The organism is Zwartia sp. (assembly GCF_049655405.1).
In the GTDB taxonomy this organism is placed as follows: Bacteria; Pseudomonadota; Gammaproteobacteria; order Burkholderiales; family Burkholderiaceae_B; genus Zwartia.
On the sequence record NZ_JBASJR010000011.1, the window covers coordinates 527,827 to 547,551 of the forward strand.

The following is a 19,725-nucleotide window of genomic DNA, read 5'->3' on the forward strand; positions in this document are numbered from 1 at the left end:
GTTTTTGTCTTTTAACAAATCAATTTAATTGAGGGGATTCTAGCCCTTTTGACGGGGGAATCTTGCCAAATACCCCAGCTGGATCAAGGATCTGCTTGATCGACTGGTCAAGCAAACCCGCGGCGTGACTGACCTCTGCACCAAGTCTCTGATCTGATAAACCCTGATCGCCAGAAATCTTTTGTATGGGCAAGGAACTATCAGTCCTTTGAATCCACACGGTCTGCAACCAAGCAAGACTACCACCATGTCCCGCAAACAGCCAAGCCAAATTAGGCGAGTCCCCAGCTTGGGTCATGAGGGCATCTAAACGATAACGTAAGGGCCATGACTGGCACTGCGCACACAATGCAGCGTCTCTGGATTGTGCGAGTTCAAATAGCCGAGGGATATTTTTTTGCACTGAAAGACTTCTAAGTGGGGCACTATCCTTGGTGCCAAAAGGACCCAACCGTTCCAGCGTGCCATCAGCAAGCAACACCTCTACTTGGACGATCCCGCTTTGCAGCAAAGTGCCTATAAAGGGGCGCGCAAACCATTGAGCGATGGTGAGGTTAGACGTCCTGAGCGCTGGATCCTCCGCAAAAATCCCAATGCCTTTTTGATAAAGCATCGCAAGTGTCACGCCAGCATCCACACGCCATAGGCCTGCGCTGGGATCCTCCAACTCAGAATGGGCCCATTCAGCATGAGAATCCACCCACAAGATCGGACGCTGAGGATCCGGACACGCATCTGAATCCATCATGATCAACTGCACCCCGAGCTGACCACATAAAGCATGTGCATGCTGGACATCAATTTCCCGCCCCGGTGCAAGCCAAGCTTGTGACGTCTGCGCCTCCTGATCCCACCTCACCTGCCCTGTGCAGACGCGCGAAAGCCGGGCACAAAACTGCCCCCAAGGCGTCGCAGATGTTCTGCGGCCAGTAAGAAAAGCCCTTCGAGACGGTTGAGTAACCACTACAATTCTGCTCCTAGAGGGAGAATGGCACGATGACGGCACTTGCAGCACGTACAAACGATACAGTCACATTTCACGCGGTCGAGCTCCTCAAGGAAGCCTCGGCACTGACGCGCGCCGGAATCGACATTATCAGCCTTGGCGTTGGAGAACCCGACTTTACCGCAGCACCGGCCGTTGTGACAGCAATGGAGCAGGCCGCACGCGCGGGCAAAAGCGGCTATTGCCCACCCGCCGGACTGCCTGAACTACGCGAAGCAATCGCTGGATTCTACGCCACACAACTCGGTGCCCGCGTTGACCCGCAGCGCGTAATCGTGACCTCCGGCGCGAGCGGTGCGCTCTTGCTCGCCGCGATGGCACTTGTCAATCCGGGTGACGAAGTCCTCATGCCTGACCCATGCTATCCACCCAATCGCAACTTTGTCGGGTCAGCAGGGGGTACCACCAAGCTCATCCCGACCACAGCCGCGTCACGCTTTCAGCTCTCCGCCCAGGATATTGCACAAAACTGGGGGCCCAAGACCCGTGGGGTTCTGATTGCCTCACCCAGCAACCCGACTGGCACCTCAATTGAAAGAGCAGAACTCGCAAAAATATTCAAAGAAGTACGCGCGCGCAACGGCTTTGTCATGATGGATGAAATCTATCTGAGCCTTTCTTATGAGGGACAACGCCAATCAGCGCTCAGCCTCGATGATGATGTCATCATCCTCAATAGCTTTTCAAAATACTTCAACATGACCGGGTGGCGACTCGGCTGGATGATCGTGCCACCTCACCTAGTGGCACCGATTGAAAAAATGGCGGCGAGTCTCGCAATCTGCGCCCCCACGCTGGCACAGTATGGTGCGTTGGCTTGCTTTGAGCCTGACACCATCGCGCTGTACGAACAACGTCGCGAAGAGTTTCGCAGGCGAAGGGACTTTATTGTGCCGGCACTGCAAGCACTCGACATCACAGTCCCGGTCAAACCGGATGGCGCTTTTTATGTCTATGCCGATATCTCTGCGCACTCGCCTGACAGCGGTGCGTTTTCTCAGGCCTTGCTTCACGGCGCCAGAGTGGCCGCCGTCCCAGGGCTCGATTTTGGACCTGCTCATGCCGCCCACACCATGCGGTTTGCCTACACCACAAGCCTTGAACGCTTGCAAGAAGCCATGCACCGCATCAAAACCTATCTCGGTTAACCCAGAAGCATACCCAGGACGCACATCTTGAAATACAAAGACCTGAGAGACTTCATCTCGCAACTTGAAAAAAATAACGATCTCAAACGCATTGATGCGCCTGTATCCAGCGTTCTCGAGATGACTGAAATTTCAGATCGTGTCCTGAAAGCCGAAGGGCCCGCACTGATTTTTCAAAATACGCAGCATCACGGCAAGAAAAGCGATATGCCGGTGCTCACAAACTTATTTGGCACACCGACCCGAGTGGCCCAGGGCATGGGCGCCGCGGATACCACTGCCTTGCGTGACATTGGAGAGTTATTGGCCAGCCTGCGCGAACCCGAGGCCCCAAAGGGATTTAAAGACGCTCTGGCCAAAGTCGCGATGCTCAAAGCCGCACTTTGGGACATGAGTCCAAAGAACGTTCGAGGTGCACCCTGTCAGGAAATCGTCTGGGAGGGAGACGACGTCGACTTGGACAAACTCCCGATTCAAACCTGCTGGCCAGGCGATGTCGCACCTTTGCTGACTTGGGGGCTGGTCATTACGCGTGGACCGAACGCCAAACGTCAAAACCTCGGCATCTATCGTCAACAAGTCGTCGGTCGCAACAAGCTCATCATGCGGTGGCTCTCACACCGCGGCGGCGCCCTCGATTTTCGCGATCACGCGCTCGCGCACCCTGGTACCCCTTTCCCGATTGCCGTGGCACTTGGGGCCGATCCCGCCACCACACTGGGCGCGGTCACGCCTGTCCCTGACTCACTGTCCGAATATCAATTCGCAGGGCTTTTAAGAGGCGGGCGCACAGAAGTCACTTCCGCGATCGGGAGCAATCTATCCGTCCCCGCGACAGCAGAGATCATCCTCGAAGGCCATCTCCTCCCGAGCAGTGATCCACGCGCCATCAAGCCTGCCGTCCCCGAGGGCGTCAATCCGCCCCCTTCTTCCGACTACGAATTAGCGTTGGAGGGACCTTACGGCGATCACACAGGCTATTACAACGAGCAAGACTGGTTTCCAGTCTTTACCGTCGATCGCATCACCATGCGACGCAATCCGATTTATCACTCGACCTACACGGGCAAACCGCCCGATGAGCCCGCCGTGCTGGGCGTGGCACTCAACGAGGTGTTCGTGCCCATTTTGCGCCGACAACTTCCTGAGATTGTTGATTTTTATTTACCGCCCGAAGGCTGTAGCTATCGACTCGCCGTCGTATCAATCCGAAAACAATATCCAGGTCATGCAAAAAGAGTCATGTTCGGTCTATGGAGCCTGCTCAGACAATTTATGTACACCAAGTTCATCGTGGTGGTCGATCAAGACATTAACCCCCGTGACTGGAAAGAGGTCGTATGGGCGATGACCACGCGCATGGATCCTGTGCGGGATACCTTGTTAGTGGAAAACACGCCTATTGATTATCTGGACTTTGCTTCGCCAGTGTCAGGGCTCGGTGGAAAAATGGGCATGGATGCGACCAACAAATGGCCTGGTGAAACGCAGAGAGAATGGGGAACACCCATCCAAATGGATCCAGCCACCAAAGCACACGTGGATGCGATCTGGGGCTCGCTCGGACTTTAAGGCGACCTAGGAGTAGGCAAACGCTAAGACTTGTTGGTTGATGCGCGCAGCAGTAGCCAAAGAAAAAACGGCCCCCCCACTAGACTGGTGATCACGCCGACCGGCAGTTCGGCGGGCATCACCACTAGGCGCGCAAGTCCATCGGCCAAGAGTAAAGCCATCGCGCCACCGATCCAGGACATCGGCAAAAGCAAACGGTGATCCGCGCCCAGCCATAGCCTCAAGACATGTGGCATCACTAGGCCAATAAATGCAATGCCTCCTGTCACGGCCACCAAAGGCCCTATTAACAAACAAATGGCAATGATGAGTTCGCGTCGTACGCGGTTTAACGCAAAACCAAGGTGGAGCGCTTCGCGCTCACCCAGCAATAATGCATTGAGCACACGCCAACGTGCGACCAACCAGAGGGAGATCACTACAGACCAAGGCAAGAGCCACACTAAACCCGACCAACTCGCGCGCGTCAAACTGCCAAGAGACCAGAAAGAAAAGCTTCGAAACTGAGCATCCGAGGCAAAAGTAATCAATACACTCACCAGACTCAGCGCAAAAGCATTGATCGCGATCCCTGCCAGCAACAAACCCGCGACCCCCGGGTAACGCCGCCCAATCCAATAGGCCGCAAAAGTCGCCATCACGGCACCAGCAAAACCTGCCAGCCCCCCCACAAGTAAACCGCCAAAACCGAGCAGCAGCGCGGTCACTGCGCCGAGTGAGGCTCCGGCTGAGATGCCGATCAAAGTGGGCTCTGCGAGCGGATTGCGAAACAAGGCCTGCATCACCGCACCGCTTAAGGCCAAGGCGCCGCCCACAATGATGGCAAACAATACGCGAGGCAGGCGCAATTCAAACAACACTGTTTGCATAAGAGGATCCGCGACCTCACGCCCCAACAGCAGCGCAAAAAAATCAGACCACGGCATGTCGACCGCACCCGCTCGCAAAGCGATCAGCATCAAACCGAGCAGGACCAGCATTGAGCCAGAGAGCAGCAAAGCCTTGCGATCATTCAAGAGGCGTGGTCTTGGGTGCATTAGCGAAGCGATTTGACTTCAATGACCGAACGCTGCCCAGACTGCATAATCTCCTGCCTCATCACAAGATTGAGACTTGGACAAAACCAGTCTGTCACTTGTGACTGAATATTAGGTAACGGAATGATCGCACCTCTGACATTGACCACTGTTGGGTCTGTGCCACGCGAGTAGCGCACCGGCCAACAGGATTGCTGACCCGCCGCAGTCTCAATGCGCTGTTGCGCACCCACTGTTTTTTCACCCATCCTAACCGTCACAGGTGTAGTCGGACCTCTGCGTGGATCGCCAATCGCCAAACGAAAGGACTGAGCAGGGAATCGCTGACCTGCTGCGCGAATGGGTTCGCCATAACCAAACAAACTCAGCATTTGTACATCTACGTCTGGATCACCGGGTTTTTTAGCAACGCCTGGGTTCGACAAGCTTGTTTTTACACCATCGACCCGCATCACGTGATTGACATCTGTCTCACCCGACAGCATGCCAAGCAACGCGTAATTGGCGTAGCCCTTGACCAAGGCCTGACACTGTTGCGTCGACGTTTTTTTGACTTGGCTGAAGTTGAGTTTGGCAGAAACCTGTATCAAGCCTGAACCGACGATTTCAATCTCTCCGCCGTCGTGAAAAAATTTAGCCTGGCACACCTCTGCATTGGCGGCGTAAGGCAATCCCAACATGGCTGCAGTGAGCCACAGATATTTCAACTTCATGGTGACCTTCTCCCGATTACTTGGTTGTCAGCCACGCAATCAATGCGTTTTCAAAAGAACGTGCTTCGTGTGCACGCTCATGGTTCACCATACTGACGACCACGTAACGCTTACCGCTTGTTGACCACACATACCCAGCCACTGAGCGAACATCTCGCAGCGCGCCTGTTTTCAAATGCGCCAACGACTTGGTCGCCGGATCACGCAAACGATAACGCGTCGTACCATCGACACCCAGAATCGCCAGAGAGGAAACAAACTCGGGCATGACGGGTGAGGTCCACGCACGATTCAACATTTGCGTCAGGCTATCGGCCGAGACCACGCCATTGCGGGACAATCCGGAGCCGTTATCCAGCACCATGCCCGTCATCGGCAGACCTTGGCGAGCCAGCACCTCTTGCGCCACTTGCACACTGCCCGTGACCGTCGCAGGCTTACGACCCGCTTCTGCACCCAGTGTGAGTAACAGTACACGCGTCATCACATTATTGCTACGCTTATTGATCAACCGGATGACTTCAGACAACGGAGGTGACTGGTGCGAAGCAACTGCCACAGCACTCGCAGGAATCGAACCTGTCCGGACTTTTCCGGTCATCGTTCCACCCACTTCGCGCCACACTTCTTGCAGAATGCGTGCACCAAACTCTTGTTGCGATAACGCCAAACGGAACACATCAAACTCACCACAAGAGCCTGCGCCGCGACCGGTGACACGAATACGCACCTTGTCACCAGAAACCGTGGTGTCCGTTGTCACAGAAGGCGAGCCAGGACATTGGCCGTCTACCCAGGCAACATTGGCCTCAAGCTCGACACCGGGCAGCGGCGGGTCGACAAAATATTTCCAGGTCTTGGTTGCAGGATCTGGCGAAAAAACCAAACGCATCGCGCCAAAGCCCACCATAAACGCATCAGGGCTTGCGTTGTAGGGTCGATCCGCCGAACCATCAAACGTGGAGGGGTCGATCGTGACATCGCCAAAAATGGAACGATCAATCACAATGTCTGAAATATCTTTAATCCCGCGCAGGCGCAAATCACGCATCAAGCGCCAGACATCTGGCAGCATCAGCACAGGGTCCCCCCCTGCACGCAGATACAAAGGACCGCTCAGTACGCCTTTCTCATTGACTCGGGATTCGGCATCCATCATAAAGTTGGTGTGCCATACGTAATTCGGTCCCAAACGCGATAAAGCGGCATAGGTTGTCACCAACTTCATGACTGAAGCAGGATTGCGCGGCGTTTCTGGTGAAACCGCCATCAGGCGCGACCCGCCAATCTCTTGGACGACCAAGGAGAGGGATGACTCTGGCAATTTTGTCTGCGCCCAAGCACGCGCAAGCTCCGGTGGCATAGAGATTTGAGTCTTGGCTTGCGCATGCACTTTCGAGGTGGTCATACCCGCCCCTAGCCCCGTTGCAAGACACATCGCGAAAACGCCACACTTTCCAAAGACTTGCCACATACGCTGCAGACCACCGATCATGCCATCACCTATTTAGGGGTTTAAGTCGACAGCATACAAAAAATCACACAGACAGGCTTAAAATGCGCGGTCTTGCTTGTTTACCCCCTTTTTTTGTCTGGTTATCCCGTGCCTGCCCCACTTTCCCTCTTGGATTTTGATTATGTGCTGCCGTCTGAGTTAATCGCTCAAACACCTGCAGCCACCCGCACGTCAAGCCGCATGCTCCATGTAGATGCCGCAGGTGCCCTGCACGACACCCAATTTTCCGCGCTGGCCAAGCTCCTTCAACCCAACGATTTGCTGGTATTTAACGACACCCGTGTCATGCAAGCGCGTTTGCTGGGACAAAAAGCCACCGGCGGCAAGGTGGAGGTGCTGATCGAACGTATTACGGCAACCGATGAGGCGCTCGCGCATGTCCGGTCCAGTAAATCACCGGGCGCCGGAACCGCGTTGCGACTCGCAGATGCCGTGGACGTCACGGTGCTGGGGCGCTCAGACGACCTCTTTGTCTTGAAATTTAACGCCCCCGTCTTAGAGGTGCTTGAGGAGCACGGCGCATTGCCGCTGCCGCCCTACATTACCCACCAGCCAGACGAACAGGACATGCAACGCTATCAGACCGTCTACGCACGCGAACCGGGAGCCGTAGCCGCACCCACCGCGGGCCTGCATTTTGACGAGGCGATGCTTGCACAGCTCGAACAGCTTGGGATTGAACGGACATTCGTCACACTACATGTCGGTGCAGGCACCTTTCAACCCGTCCGAGATGGCGATCTCGCTAAACACGTCATGCACGCGGAGTGGTACACCGTGCCAGACTCGACCGTTCAAGCCATTGCGCGTGCGCGCGCAGCAGGCGGACGAGTGATCGCAGTGGGCACGACGAGCGTGCGCGCACTAGAGTCCGCAGCCACACTCGATCCCACCCTGAGCAGCCCTCAGTCTGGTGATACCCGGCTATTTATTACGCCCGGCTTCGACTACAAAATCGTCGACGCCATGATCACCAACTTTCACTTGCCCCAATCCACATTACTCATGCTGGTGTCAGCCTTTATTGGTCTAGACACGATGAAACATGCCTACCAGCATGCCATTCAAGAGCGCTATCGCTTTTTCAGTTATGGTGACGCCATGTTTTTAGAACGGACCACAAGAAATTGACGCACTCAGAGCCATCCACTGCCCAAGCCTCGCCCATCGGTCTTAAGTTTGAGTTGCTCGCCACGGACGGACAAGCCCGCCGAGGTCGAATGACCTTAAATCACGGAGTGGTGGAGACGCCTATTTTTATGCCCGTGGGAACGTATGGCACCGTTAAAGCCATGCTGCCCCATGAGCTACTAGAAGTCGGCGCACAAATCGTCCTCGGCAACACCTTTCACCTTTGGCTGCGCCCCGGGACTGAGGTCATCGCCAAGCACGGTGGATTGCATGGTTTTATGCAATGGTCCAAGCCCCTGCTCACCGATTCGGGTGGTTTTCAAGTGTTTAGCTTGCAAGGGATGCGAAAAATTTCCGAAGAAGGGGTGAAGTTTGCTTCCCCTATTGATGGCGCCAAGTTGTTTCTCACACCCGAAGAGTCCATGCGGATTCAGACAGACCTGAACTCCGATATCGTCATGGTGTTTGACGAGTGCACACCCTATATGATCAACGATCGACCCGCCACGACCGAAGAGGCCGCGCGCTCGATGCGCATGTCCTTGCGTTGGGCGCGACGCTCCCGCGAGTCTTTTGATGGCTTAGCCAATCCAAACGCGCTGTTTGGGATCGTCCAGGGCGGAATGTTTGAAAACCTCCGCGACGAATCCTTGGAGGGTCTGAAAGAGATCGGATTTCATGGCTACGCGATCGGTGGCCTCTCGGTTGGCGAACCAAAAGAAGACATGTTGCGGATCCTCAATCACGTGGCCCCTCGCCTGCCCGAGCAGTCGCCCCGCTATTTGATGGGTGTAGGTACACCAGAAGACTTAGTAGAAGGTGTTGCCCAAGGCATTGATATGTTTGACTGTGTCATGCCCACGCGTAATGCCCGCAATGGCTGGTTATTCACCCGTTTCGGCGACGTCAAGATCCGGAATGCCAAATACCGGGATGACACCAACCCCCTGGACCCCAGTTGCGGCTGCCACACTTGTCAACATTTCTCCCTGTCCTATCTGCATCATTTGCAGCGAGCTAACGAAATCACTGGCGCACGCCTCAACACTCTTCATAACCTGCATTTTTACCTGACCATCATGGCCGAAATGCGTGAAGCCATCGCAAACGGCACATTTAATGCCTGGCGCGTTCAATTTGCGAAAGATCGTGCCTCCAAGTCGGTACAATAGCCAACACCTTACTTTTTCCAAAGGAGACCTTAATGTCTGCTCAAGCAATATCCGGCCTCGTGCTGGCACAGGCTGCTGATACAGCAAGCTCACTCATGGGAATGGCTCCCATTCTCCTGATGTTTGTCGTACTTTACTTTTTGATGATTCGTCCCCAGATGAAACGTCAAAAAGAGCACAAAGCACTGTTAGCCGCATTGGCTAAGGGTGACGAAGTCATCAGCGCCGGCGGTTTGCTGGGTAAAGTCACCAAGGTTGCCGACAACTACGTCACAATCGAAGTGGCCGAATTAGCTGAAAAGCCAGTCGAAATCGTGATGCAAAAAGCATCCGTCTCTGCTGTGCTGCCAAAAGGCACGATCAAAGCGCTGTAATTCAGCTTCAATATCGCCCCGTCGCGCGTTGCGCGGGGCGCAATCTCTTTTTTGATCCCCGTCGGCAATGAACCGCTACCCCATTTGGAAATACCTGACGGTGCTGATCGCGGTTGTGATCGGCCTGCTCTATACCCTGCCTAACTTTTTTGGTGAGTCACCTGCTGTTCAGGTCTCGAGCGCCAAGGCAACCTTAAAAATTGATACCGCTACGCTGGATCGTGTGCAAACCATCCTGCAACAAGCTAACATCCCCAACACTGGCGCGGCTTTCGAGCTCAATGGCACAGTCGGCACCGTGCGCGTGCGCTTTCCCAGCACGGACGTGCAGCTCAAGGCCCGTGACCTGATTGAGAAAGCACTCAATCCTAATCCAGCCGAACCCTCCTACACCGTTGCACTCAATCTATTACCAGCCTCACCCGCTTGGTTGAGCGCGATTGGCGCCAATCCCATGTATTTGGGTCTGGATCTGCGTGGTGGCGTGCACTTTCTCTTGCAAGTCGACATGCAGGGCGCACTGACCTCACGTTACGACGCGCTCGTCACCGATCTCCGTGTCGCCTTGCGTGACCAACGCATCGAATCCGCCGGCATTGAGCGTGACGGCATGTCCGTTGTACTGTCCTTTAGCACTGAAGCCTTGCGCGACCGGGCCATCACAGCCTTGCGCACACGCAACCCTGATTTGCAGATGCTTGAGCGCACCGAAGGTGGCCGTCAACAAATCGTCGGTCGTCTGAGCCAGGCGGCGATCACGACCGTGCAATCCAGCGCACTCAAGCAAAACATCACCACCTTGCACAACCGGATTAATGAGCTCGGTGTCGCAGAGCCGATCATTCAGCAACAAGGCGCAGATCGCATTGTTGTCCAGTTGCCTGGTGTTCAGGATGTTGCCAAAGCAAAAGACATTCTCGGTCGCACAGCCACACTTGAAATCCGGATGGTGGATGACTCGCCCGCAGCAGCGAGCGCATTGGCCGCAGGTACCGTACCTTTTGGCCTTGAGCGCTATCAAGACCGCGACGGTCGTCCTCTCTTAGTGCGTCGTCAGGTCGTCTTGACCGGAGAAAACCTGCAAGATGCGCAAGCAGGTCGTGACAGTCAAAACCAGCAGCCTGCCGTTCACCTCACGCTTGACTCAAAAGGTGCGCGCATTTTCCGCGATGTCACCCGTGACAACGTCAACAAGCGCATGGCCATTTTGTTGTTTGAAAAAGGTCGTGGCGAGGTCGTCACAGCTCCCGTCATTCGTGGCGAAATTCCGGGCGGCCAGGTCCAGATTTCTGGCAGCATGACGGCCGAAGAAGCTGCTGACACTGCTCTGTTGCTCCGTGCGGGCTCTCTCGCCGCACCGATGGAGATCATCGAAGAGCGCACGATCGGACCGAGCCTGGGTGCTGAAAACATCGAAAAAGGCTTTAACTCGACGCTCTACGGCTTTATCGGCATCGCCATTTTCATGGTGGTCTATTACCATTTGTTTGGTGCATTTTCGACCGTAGGTCTGGCACTCAACGTCTTGTTGCTGCTTGCGATTCTTTCGATGCTGCAAGCCACACTCACGTTGCCAGGCATTGCCGCGATTGCGCTCACGCTTGGTATGGCCATTGACGCCAACGTGCTGATTAATGAGCGAATACGAGAAGAACTCCGTAACGGAGAATCTCCTCAAAATGCCATTAATTTAGGCTTTGACCGCGCCTGGGGCACGATTCTCGACTCTAACCTGACCACACTCATTGTTGGTGTTGCGCTGCTGGTATTTGGCTCTGGTGCGATTCGAGGCTTTGCTGTGGTGCACTGTTTGGGCATTCTTACCTCTATGTTCTCAGCGGTGGTGGGCGTGCGCGCCTTGGCCAACCTCTGGTACGGCAACAAGAAAAAACTCCAGTCGATTTCGATTGGAACGGTCTGGAAACCCAAGGACTGACCATGGAACTCTTTAGAATCAAACGCACCATCCCGTTTATGCGCCATGCTTTGGTGCTAAACGTGATCAGCGTGCTCGTATTTGTTGCAGCAGTATTTTTCATCATCACGCGTGGCTTTCATCTGTCGATCGAATTCACGGGCGGCACAGTGATGGAGGTCAGCTATACGCAAGCGGCTCCGCTTGATCAGGTGAGAGGGTCCATCTCAGGCTTGGGCTACTCAGACTTTCAGGTGCAAAACTTCGGCACGTCTCGTGATGTCATGATTCGCTTGCCTCTGGCGGCGGGACAGAGCTCGGCGGTTCAGAGTGAAGCCGTCATGAACGTACTCAAGGCGGCAGATCCTGCGGTTGAACTGCGCCGTGTCGAGTTTGTCGGACCACAAGTGGGCCGCGAACTTGTCGAAAACGGCTTACTCGCTCTGCTGTTTGTGGTCATTGGCATCGTGGTGTATCTGGCTATTCGTTTTGAGTGGAAGTTCGCTGTTGCCGGCGTGCTTGCCAACCTGCACGATGTGGTCATCATCCTGGGCTTTTTTGCTTTCTTTGGCTGGGAGTTCTCTCTGTCAGTCTTGGCAGGTGTGCTCGCCGTTCTGGGTTACTCAGTCAACGAATCTGTCGTTGTGATGGATCGAATCCGAGAAAACTTTCGCAAAGAACGCGATGCCAGCGTAGTAGAGGTCATCGACAGCGCCATCACGCAGACGATCTCCCGCACCATCATTACCCACGGTTCGACTCAGATGATGGTACTGACCATGCTGATTTTTGGTGGTCCAACGCTGCACTACTTTGCGCTGGCACTGACCATCGGTATCTGGTTCGGTATTTACTCTTCCGTTTTTGTCGGTGCCTCCATTGCAATGTGGTTAGGTATCACACGCGAAGACATGATCAAGCCGATTAAAAAGAAAGACGAACTCGAAGAAGTCTACGAGGAATAAACAACCCTAACGCCCACGGGATTAACACCCGCTCCGGCACTCTTATGCAAAAAACAGACAATCCAAAGAAAGTATTCATCCGCACCTTCGGGTGCCAGATGAACGAGTATGACTCTGACAAAATGCTCGACGTCCTTGGACAAGAGCGCGGCGTGGTGGTGACACAGACTCCCGAAGACGCTGACGTCATTTTGTTTAACACCTGCTCTGTACGAGAAAAAGCCCAGGAAAAAGTCTTTTCTGATTTAGGGCGTATCAAACATCTCAAAGCGCTCAACCCCGATCTCGTGATTGGTGTGGGCGGTTGCGTGGCCAGCCAAGAAGGTGCGGCGATCGTGGATCGCGCACCCTACGTCGATGTGGTCTTTGGCCCTCAGACACTGCACCGCCTCCCGGAGCTGATTGCGCGCCGCCGCTCCGAAGGGCGCTCGCAGGTCGACATCAGCTTTCCAGAAATTGAAAAGTTTGATGCCATGCCGCCCTCGCGCGTCGAAGGTGCCACCGCTTTTGTCTCAATCATGGAAGGCTGTAGCAAATATTGCAGCTTCTGTGTCGTGCCCTACACCCGTGGCGAAGAAATCTCACGTCCTTTTGAAGACGTGTTGACCGAGGTAGCCGACCTCGCAGACCAAGGCGTCAAAGAAGTCACCTTACTCGGACAAAACGTCAACGCCTATCGCGGTCGCATGAGCGCAGAAGAAGGCGCTGAGATTGCCGACTTTGCCACGCTGCTTGAGTACGTTCACGAAATTCCAGGCATTGAGCGTATTCGCTACACGACCTCGCACCCCAAGGAAATGACCACGCGCATGACCGAAGTCTACGCGCGCCTCCCCAAGCTCGTGTCCTTTCTGCACCTGCCTGTTCAAGCCGGTAGTGACCGTGTCCTCGCCGGAATGAAGCGCGGCTACACCGCTATCGAATTTAAATCTGTGGTGCGTAAATTGCGTGCTGCGCGTCCAGGCCTGACCCTTTCCTCAGACTTTATCGTCGGCTTTCCCGGCGAGACCGAAGAGGACTTTGAAAAGACCATGAAACTCATTGAGGAAGTCGGTTTCGACACCTCGTTTTCTTTTGTCTATTCACGCAGACCCGGCACTCCCGCAGCTGACCTGAGCGATGACACCCCACAAACGGTCAAGCTACAGCGACTGCAACGCCTGCAAGCGCTTATCAACGAGCAGGCACACGCCATCGCGCGCAGCATGGTGGGCTCGACCCAACGCATTCTCGTTGAGGGCACCTCCACGCGTGACCCCAACGAACTCAGTGGTCGCACCGAAAACAATCGTATTGTGAATTTCCCCGGCCATCCCCGTCTGATTGGACAGATGATTGATGTGGTGATCACCGATGCGATGACCAACACCTTTAGAGGCCGTGTGGCAATTCAAGATGATGCGACTGGCGATGACGCACACACCAAGGCCTCGCAATGAGCCGACCTCCCGTCAAGACCTCCTCGCGCGCGCGTCCATTGCCCGTCAAAATGACCCTTGAGGGTGGCAATCAACAACTTGCCAACCTGTGCGGACCCTTGGATGTCAATCTGCGTCAGATCGCAGATGGTCTCGATCTTGAGCTCACGCGACAAGGCAACAGACTCACGATCCGTGGCGCACATGCAGAAGCCGCCAGCAAAATGCTGTTTGCTTTTCATGATCGCGCAGCGCAACAAGCGTTGTCGGTGGATGATATTCAACTAGGCTTGGTCGAGATTGGTGTCGGACGTTCTGTTACGCCAACGATGCCAAACTTTGATCCGAGTGAGTTTCCTCCGCTGGATGACGAGAGTGGCACGATCGCCTTGCGCACCCGTCGCAGCGATCTGCGTCCACGTACGCCGCGACAGCGTGACTATCTGAACAATATTCTTAAACACGACATCACCTTTGGCGTTGGTCCTGCCGGTACCGGTAAAACTTGGCTGGCGGTGGCGTGCGCGATTGATGCGATGGAGCGAGATACGGTTCAGCGCATTGTTTTAACGCGCCCTGCTGTTGAGGCTGGAGAACGTTTAGGTTTCTTGCCTGGCGACCTCGCGCAAAAAGTCGATCCTTATTTGCGTCCTCTTTACGATGCACTGTACGACTTGATGGGTTTTGAGCGGGTTCAACGTTTGTTTGAAAAACAAACCATCGAAATCGCGCCGCTGGCCTACATGCGTGGTCGCACACTCAACCACGCTTTTGTGATTTTGGACGAAGCCCAAAACACCACGCCCGAACAGATGAAAATGTTTTTGACGCGAATCGGTTTCGGTAGCAAGGCGGTGATTACTGGCGATCCCTCTCAAGTAGACTTGCCCAAAGGTCACAAAAGCGGCCTCGCGCATGCAGTCAAAGTGCTTGAGGATGTCAAAGGAATCGCTGTCACTAAATTCACTAGTCGCGATGTCGTCAGACACCCACTGGTCGCCCGTATTGTCGATGCCTATGAGCAAGCCGAACAAAACGGCGCCTGAGCTGTCGCTCACGATCCACTATGCGGTGGAGGCCAACACCTTGCCCCGGTGGAGAATCCGAAGCTGGGTGCAACGCGCGATGCTGGCTGCGCAACAAGAGGGCAAGACGTCTTTTACACGCATGCAAGTGGGTTTAAGAATTGTTGGGCTCAAAGAAGCGCAACAACTGAACGCTGGCTACCGCCAAAAAGACTACGCAACCAACGTCCTGACCTTCGAATATGGTGTCCAACCTGACGGCACGGCCGCAGGCGATATTGTGTTGTGTCTGCCCGTTCTTAAACGCGAAGCCAGAGAGCAGCGCAAAGACTTTCTTTGTCATGCTGCACACCTGATCATTCACGGCACCTTGCATGCACTTGGCTACGATCACGAAAAAGTACGCGACGCCACACGCATGGAAACCTTAGAAACAAGCATCCTCGCCACAATGGGGATCGATAACCCTTACTTGATTCACGAGAAATGACTGCTGTTTCAGCATTTGACGGGGTCGTTTCAGGTTATCCTTGTTCTTCCTAAACTCTGTCCCTGGACGATGTCAGATCCTTATCCTGCTGCCGAATCTTCAACCCCTTCGGCCAAGCCCAACCGCCCCCGCCTCCTAGACCGACTCTTATCGCTGGTTCGTCGCGAACCCGAAGACCGCGAAGGCATCATGGCCGTCCTCAATGCAGCTCGCGAACGCGAACTCATTGATGCAGACGCCTACTCGATGCTTAAAGGCGCGCTCGCGGTCTCAGAACAAACAGCCGTAGACATCATGGTGCCACGTGCCCGGATGGACTTACTCGATGTGTCGCAATCGATTTCGACTCTTATGCCCGAGATCATCGAAACAGCGCACTCTCGCTTCCCTGTTTTTGAAGGTTCGCGAGAAAACATCATTGGCGTGGTGATGACCAAGGATCTCTTGCGGCACCTGCTCAATCCCAAATTAACGTTGCGCGACCTCGTGAGACCGGCAGTCTTTATTCCTGAGACCAAGCGCTTGAACGTCTTGCTCCAGGAGTTTCGTCGTAACCGCAACCATATTGCTGTGGTCATCGACGAGCATGGTGGGATCACCGGGCTCGTCACACTCGAAGACGTCCTTGAGCAAATCGTCGGAGCGATTGAGGACGAATACGATGTCGATGGCGCAAAAACAATTTTCCCCGATGGTGTGCGGGCTTGGCGCATTCTTGCCACCACAGAAATCGAAGTCTTCAACGAAGTGCTCGGCTCAGACCTACCAACAGGCGAATACGACACTGTAGGCGGCTGGCTTGCACACGAGCTCGGCCACATCCCCAAACGAGGTGATGCCTGCCAACATGGCGATCTGCGCATCGAAGTCATGCGCGCAGATGCCAGACGTGCACTTTGGCTGCGTGCCAAGGCTCGCGGTAAGGCAGAGCCCGTGCGAGTCCCGCCGTCAGCGTGAACGGGCTCTGGCTCAAAGGGCGACTCGCCCTCGGGTTGCTCTTGGGCGGTGCACTTCACGCCCTGAGTTTTGCGCCCGACCCACTTCCACAATGGGCGCTCAGTCCTCTGCAGCTTTGCACCATGGCCTGGCTCGTCACTTGCATCTGGCGTGCGCCCAGCGGCCTCTACGCGGCCCGCAGGGCATGGTTCTTTGCGCTAGGTAGTTTTAGCGTCGGTTTGTACTGGCTCACGATCAGCATGCATTTTTATGGCTACATGCCCATGCCGCTTGCGATCGCGGCATTGATTGCTCTGAGCGCATATCTTGCGTTATTTGCCAGTCTAGCCGCTTGGCTGGTTCATTTTGTCAAAGCCGCCACGGTCACTTCGTTATCAAACATGAGTTGGGCCGTTTTAGCCTGGGCGGCTGCATGGACACTTGCCGAATGGTTGCGTGCGACACTGTTTACGGGCTTTCCATGGCTCAACACTGGGTATGCCCACGTCGATAGCTGGTTCGCTGGCTGGTCCAGTGTTTTAGGCTTATACGGCGTCACTTTTGTGACGGCTTTTGTTGCGGCGTCGATCGCAGCCCTTGTCGGCATGCAAGCCAATCATCCAAAGCGTGCCCTCATCGGTGTCGTGGCATTTGGATTAGCAGCCATCGGCTGGGCACTTGGTCAGATAAGCTGGTCCACCCCTGCAGGCGCCCCACTTGTCGCACGACTTGTTCAGGGCAACGTCGATCAAGGCATCAAGTTCACCCCAGACCACCTCACAAAGATTATCCAAGAGCATCTGCGCTTAGCTGCAACACCAACACCTGCGGACGCCCCTACACCCCAAGTTGTCGTGCTTCCCGAGACCGTCATGGCCGTGTTTCAACACCAAGTGGCCCCAGCCGCTTGGCAGGCCTGGATCAATGTTGCAAAACGCCAAAACAGTACGATCCTGATGGGCGCAGCATTGTTTGACACCCAGACAGGAAACTACACCAACAGTGTGATTGGCATTGATGGCAACACGACTGTGCAGCAGCTATCCACGGGCATGATGGCGCAACGCTACGACAAAAGCCATCTGGTGCCATTTGGTGAGTTTGTTCCCTTTGGCTTCAGATGGTTCGTCAACCTGATGTCGATTCCGCTCGGCGACTTTACGCGCGGGACCCTCACGCAACAGCCTTTCACCGTCGATGGTCAGCGGATTGCGCCAAACATTTGCTATGAAGACGTGTTTGGTGAGGAATTGTTACCTGCCGTGCGCGGGACATCGGGTGCAAAGGATTCAGTGGGGCGCTCAGCTCACGACGCGAACGGCAATGATGGCGCCACTATCTTGGCAAACTTTAGCAATCTCGCGTGGTTCGGAAACTCTTGGGCACTGAGACAGCATTGGCAGATGTCGCGCATGCGCGCGCTTGAAACCTCACGTCCTATTTTGCGTGCCACCAATACCGGTGCCTCAGGCGCGATCGATCATCGCGGCCGCGACATCGCTCAGCTCCCACCCAATCGCGTCGGCGTGCTCGACACCACCGTACAAGGTCAGCAAGGATTCACGCCTTATGTGCGCATTGGAAATAGCCTCATTCTCGGCCTGTCCGTGCTGGTTCTCTTCGCCCCCTGGTTACGACGTAAAACCAAACAACACACCGCTCACAGTCCCGATATTCAGAGTGACTCCCTTCGATGAGCGAGCTCAGACTCCAGGCGATCGAACACATTTCTGAGATAGAAGCCGCACAATGGAATGCACTCGTCGCAGCGAGCGGCGGTTCTGTGTTGAGTCAGCACGCGTTTTTGCAGGCCTTTGAAACCTCAGGCAGCGTCGCCCCCGACACCGGCTGGCAACCCAGACACCTTTTATTGTGGGAAAACGACAGCCTAGTGGCAGCGATTCCACTGTATGCCAAGGGCCACTCCTACGGCGAGTTTGTATTCGACTGGGCCTGGGCAGAGGCCTACCAGCGAAATGGCCTGGAATACTACCCAAAATGGCTCACAGCCATTCCGTTTACGCCGGTGCCTGGCGCGAGACTGCTGACAACAGAACCCTACCGCGCCTTAGCCGCTGCAGCGCTATTGCAATGGGCTAAAAAAAGCGGCTTGTCCTCACTGCACGTTCTCTACACCACTCCCGAGGACACTGAGGCGCTCGCACAAGCAGGTTGCCTGCGTCGCACCCACACACAGTTTCATTGGTTCAACCGCGACTGGCCTGATTTCGAAAGCTTTTTATCCAGCCTGACACAACCCAAGCGTAAAAAAATCCGCGCCGAACGCCGCAAAGTCCGCGAAGCCGGCGTGACGACCCAAGTCCTGTCAGGTACGCAGATCACGGCAGAAGACTGGGCGTTCTTTTATCGCTGCTATGCCAATACCTATCATGTGCGAGGCAATACACCCTATCTCACACCTGAGTTTTTCCTGACGGTGGGTGAGTTGCTTTCAGAGCATTGCGTCATGGCCATCGCCACACGACGGGATCAACCCATCGCAGCCTCCTTGCTCTGGCTCGATACAGTCGACGGACAGCGCAAGCTGTATGGCCGCTACTGGGGTGCACTCGAGCACGTCGATTGCCTGCACTTTGAGTTGGCCTACTACACGCCACTCGAGTGGGCGCTCGCCAACAACATCGCAGTGGTCGAAGGTGGCGCCCAAGGTGAGCACAAACTCGCCCGCGGCTTTGAGCCTGTGCAGACCCAGTCGACGCACTGGCTTGCGCATCCGGGCTTTGCAGACGCCGTAGAAAAGTTTCTAGAACGTGAGCGTGCCGGGGTGGACAACTACCTAGGGAGTCTGAGCTCGCCTTTTCGAGGGGAGATTGGGGATTGAGTTTTAGGCACTTTCATCCAGGCGACTTGCGCGAATGCCAAAATTTGTGCATAATCCCGTTTCTTCGCTGTCGACACATCCTTCAGAAATTTGTCGGATGCCATTATCGAAGTCAGCACCTCCAAAGTTCTCTCAGTTCGGTTCTTTTGCGGTCTGTACTGAAATTTTTGGGGGTATAGCTCAGCTGGGAGAGCGCTTGCATGGCATGCAAGAGGTCAGCGGTTCGATCCCGCTTACCTCCACCAGTCTAAGCGAGGAGTTGTTGTTAGTCCTGTCCCCTTCGTCTAGAGGCCTAGGACATCACCCTTTCACGGTGAGTACAGGGGTTCGAATCCCCTAGGGGACGCCAGTTTTTTTGGCATCACGTAGTTTTAGTTTTTACCGCTGCGGAGCGGTAGTTCAGTTGGTTAGAATACCGGCCTGTCACGCCGGGGGTCGCGGGTTCGAGTCCCGTCCGCTCCGCCA

The 19,725-nt window shown here is 55.0% G+C and carries 17 protein-coding genes and 3 tRNA genes; 16 read left to right on the plus strand and 4 right to left on the minus strand.

Going from position 1 to position 19,725, the window contains the following annotated elements:
- Positions 1-19 precede the first annotated feature (19 nt).
- Positions 20-859, minus strand: a complete 840-nt coding sequence (locus tag WBJ47_RS10380; protein WP_422245233.1) for a hypothetical protein — start codon at positions 857-859, stop codon at positions 20-22.
- Between the two features lie 137 nt (positions 860-996).
- Here WBJ47_RS10380 and WBJ47_RS10385 point away from each other — a divergent pair, with 137 nt between their 5' ends.
- Both WBJ47_RS10385 and WBJ47_RS10390 read left to right on the plus strand, forming a co-directional pair.
- Positions 997-2,154 (plus strand): pyridoxal phosphate-dependent aminotransferase, encoded by a 1,158-nt coding sequence (locus WBJ47_RS10385; protein WP_422245231.1) that lies wholly within the window; start codon positions 997-999, stop codon positions 2,152-2,154.
- A 27-nt stretch (positions 2,155-2,181) separates the two neighbouring features.
- Positions 2,182-3,726, plus strand: a complete 1,545-nt coding sequence (locus tag WBJ47_RS10390) for a UbiD family decarboxylase (RefSeq protein ID WP_422245229.1) — start codon at positions 2,182-2,184, stop codon at positions 3,724-3,726.
- 23 nt (positions 3,727-3,749) lie between these two features.
- Here the strand turns inward: WBJ47_RS10390 and WBJ47_RS10395 are convergent, their stop codons facing one another.
- Genes WBJ47_RS10395 through dacB form a run of 3 tightly spaced genes read right to left on the minus strand, consistent with a single transcriptional unit; the run spans position 3,750 to position 6,914 of the window.
- On the minus strand, positions 3,750-4,706 hold the full coding sequence (locus WBJ47_RS10395; protein WP_422245326.1) for a FecCD family ABC transporter permease: 957 nt from the start codon (positions 4,704-4,706) through the stop codon (positions 3,750-3,752).
- A 56-nt stretch (positions 4,707-4,762) separates the two neighbouring features.
- On the minus strand, positions 4,763-5,476 hold the full coding sequence (locus tag WBJ47_RS10400) for a hypothetical protein (protein WP_422245227.1): 714 nt from the start codon (positions 5,474-5,476) through the stop codon (positions 4,763-4,765).
- Positions 5,477-5,492: 16 nt separating this feature from the next.
- Complete coding sequence (gene dacB / locus WBJ47_RS10405; RefSeq protein ID WP_422245324.1) at positions 5,493-6,914, minus strand: D-alanyl-D-alanine carboxypeptidase/D-alanyl-D-alanine endopeptidase; 1,422 nt, start codon at positions 6,912-6,914, stop codon at positions 5,493-5,495.
- A gap of 165 nt (positions 6,915-7,079) precedes the next feature.
- Between dacB and queA the strand changes: the two genes are divergently transcribed.
- The 14 genes from queA (at position 7,080) to WBJ47_RS10475 (ending at position 19,725) form a co-directional block, all read left to right on the plus strand.
- Positions 7,080-8,123 carry a tRNA preQ1(34) S-adenosylmethionine ribosyltransferase-isomerase QueA gene (queA, locus tag WBJ47_RS10410; RefSeq protein ID WP_422245225.1) on the plus strand — a complete coding sequence of 348 codons (1,044 nt, stop codon included), beginning with the start codon at positions 7,080-7,082 and terminating at the stop codon, positions 8,121-8,123.
- A gap of 35 nt (positions 8,124-8,158) precedes the next feature.
- The gene (gene tgt, locus WBJ47_RS10415; RefSeq protein WP_422245322.1) at positions 8,159-9,295 is read left to right on the plus strand and encodes a tRNA guanosine(34) transglycosylase Tgt; all 1,137 of its coding nucleotides are present in this window, start codon (positions 8,159-8,161) and stop codon (positions 9,293-9,295) included.
- Between the two features lie 32 nt (positions 9,296-9,327).
- Positions 9,328-9,669, plus strand: a complete 342-nt coding sequence (gene yajC / locus WBJ47_RS10420) for a preprotein translocase subunit YajC (RefSeq protein WP_422245223.1) — start codon at positions 9,328-9,330, stop codon at positions 9,667-9,669.
- A 67-nt stretch (positions 9,670-9,736) separates the two neighbouring features.
- Positions 9,737-11,605: a protein translocase subunit SecD gene (gene secD, locus WBJ47_RS10425; protein WP_422245221.1), complete on the plus strand. Its 1,869-nt coding sequence runs from the start codon at positions 9,737-9,739 to the stop codon at positions 11,603-11,605.
- A gap of 2 nt (positions 11,606-11,607) precedes the next feature.
- Positions 11,608-12,549: a protein translocase subunit SecF gene (gene secF / locus WBJ47_RS10430; RefSeq protein WP_422245219.1), complete on the plus strand. Its 942-nt coding sequence runs from the start codon at positions 11,608-11,610 to the stop codon at positions 12,547-12,549.
- Positions 12,550-12,593: 44 nt separating this feature from the next.
- Complete coding sequence (gene miaB / locus WBJ47_RS10435; protein ID WP_422245217.1) at positions 12,594-13,988, plus strand: tRNA (N6-isopentenyl adenosine(37)-C2)-methylthiotransferase MiaB; 1,395 nt, start codon at positions 12,594-12,596, stop codon at positions 13,986-13,988.
- Positions 13,985-15,013 (plus strand): PhoH family protein, encoded by a 1,029-nt coding sequence (locus tag WBJ47_RS10440; protein ID WP_422245215.1) that lies wholly within the window; start codon positions 13,985-13,987, stop codon positions 15,011-15,013. The genes miaB and WBJ47_RS10440 overlap by 4 nt, the downstream gene beginning before the upstream one ends.
- The gene (gene ybeY, locus WBJ47_RS10445) at positions 14,985-15,482 is read left to right on the plus strand and encodes an rRNA maturation RNase YbeY (protein WP_422245213.1); all 498 of its coding nucleotides are present in this window, start codon (positions 14,985-14,987) and stop codon (positions 15,480-15,482) included. Before WBJ47_RS10440 ends, ybeY begins: the two co-directional genes overlap by 29 nt.
- Before the next feature lie 69 nt (positions 15,483-15,551).
- The gene (locus WBJ47_RS10450; RefSeq protein ID WP_422245211.1) at positions 15,552-16,439 is read left to right on the plus strand and encodes an HlyC/CorC family transporter; all 888 of its coding nucleotides are present in this window, start codon (positions 15,552-15,554) and stop codon (positions 16,437-16,439) included.
- The gene (gene lnt / locus WBJ47_RS10455; RefSeq protein WP_422245209.1) at positions 16,436-18,115 is read left to right on the plus strand and encodes an apolipoprotein N-acyltransferase; all 1,680 of its coding nucleotides are present in this window, start codon (positions 16,436-16,438) and stop codon (positions 18,113-18,115) included. The genes WBJ47_RS10450 and lnt overlap by 4 nt, the downstream gene beginning before the upstream one ends.
- Positions 18,112-19,260 carry a GNAT family N-acetyltransferase gene (locus tag WBJ47_RS10460; RefSeq protein WP_422245207.1) on the plus strand — a complete coding sequence of 383 codons (1,149 nt, stop codon included), beginning with the start codon at positions 18,112-18,114 and terminating at the stop codon, positions 19,258-19,260. Before lnt ends, WBJ47_RS10460 begins: the two co-directional genes overlap by 4 nt.
- Before the next feature lie 169 nt (positions 19,261-19,429).
- Positions 19,430-19,505 (plus strand) — tRNA-Ala (locus WBJ47_RS10465).
- A gap of 28 nt (positions 19,506-19,533) precedes the next feature.
- Positions 19,534-19,609, plus strand: a tRNA-Glu gene (locus WBJ47_RS10470).
- 39 nt (positions 19,610-19,648) lie between these two features.
- A tRNA-Asp gene (locus WBJ47_RS10475) sits at positions 19,649-19,725 on the plus strand.